This window comes from Psychroserpens burtonensis DSM 12212 (genome assembly GCF_000425305.1).
GTDB classification, from domain to species: Bacteria; Bacteroidota; Bacteroidia; order Flavobacteriales; family Flavobacteriaceae; genus Psychroserpens; species Psychroserpens burtonensis.
Genome location: NZ_AUDE01000073.1, coordinates 1 through 1,007 on the forward strand (window position 1 = coordinate 1; position 1,007 = coordinate 1,007).

Annotated in this window: 1 pseudogene; it reads right to left on the reverse strand. The window is 42.5% G+C overall.

What is annotated here, in order from left to right:
- Positions 1–1,007: pseudogene (locus H593_RS21065) on the reverse strand (hypothetical protein); the annotation flags it as partial.

Genomic DNA, 1,007 nt, shown 5'->3' on the forward strand with positions numbered 1-1,007 from the left:
TGCTACTGGTGGTAATTCTACACGGATTTCAAATAATCCGGTATCTACACAACCGTTAGTATTGCTTACCAGTCTTACATAAATGGTTTGTGGGTTACTACTATTGGTATAGTTACCGACGTTTGCTATCGCGTTAGACCCTGATTGTGCATTTGCTAACGTTATATGGTATGTGAGTGTCACACCGGTTTGTGTGCCTAGAATTTCTACATCTTTGGTGGTTAAATCAAATTGGGAAATCCCATCTGAATTGGTATCACAGATCACGTAGTCCGCTATTGTGAGCGGTACTTCTGGGGACTCTAATACGCGAATTGTTAGCGTTTCTGAAGCATTATAACAACCGGTTATAGTATTAGTGAGTCTAATGTAAATGGTTTGCTGATCTATAACGATATTCGTGTATGGACTTACTAGTGCGTTGTCTGCTGTCTCGGCATCGGCTTGTGTCTCGTGATAGGTCACTGCGGTATTTAACTCCCCTCCTATAATCTCCAAAGTACGCTCTTCTAGATTAAAATCTGCAAAACCATCGTTATCTGTATCACAGGCTTCTAAATCTGTTGGTGCTGTTGGTGATGGGATTGGGTTCACTCTTAGTAATAGCGTTGCGGTGGTGCTTACTGAGCAGCCTGTAACATCGTTGGTAGCTACTACGAAAATTGTTTGTGGGTTCGGTATGTTTGTGTACGGACTTGAGATGGGGTTCGTGTTAGCATCTGCGTCTGCTTGTGTTTCAAAGTAGGTTAAGCTGATCCCTGTTTGTCCGTTGAGAATTTCATCTGCAGCGTCTTCTAGAAGGAAAGATTCCATCTGATCCCCTGGATTGTTGTCATCACAGAGTTCTAATGGTGCTGGTTGCACAAGTACTGGTAGCGTATTAACAATCAGTTCTAATGTGGTAAGCTTGTAACAGCCTGTTGCATTATCTTCTACGCGTACCCAGAGAATTTGATTGAAGGCTGTGGTATTCGTATAGTTTGTTGGCGTAGCGATGGCATTAGTTG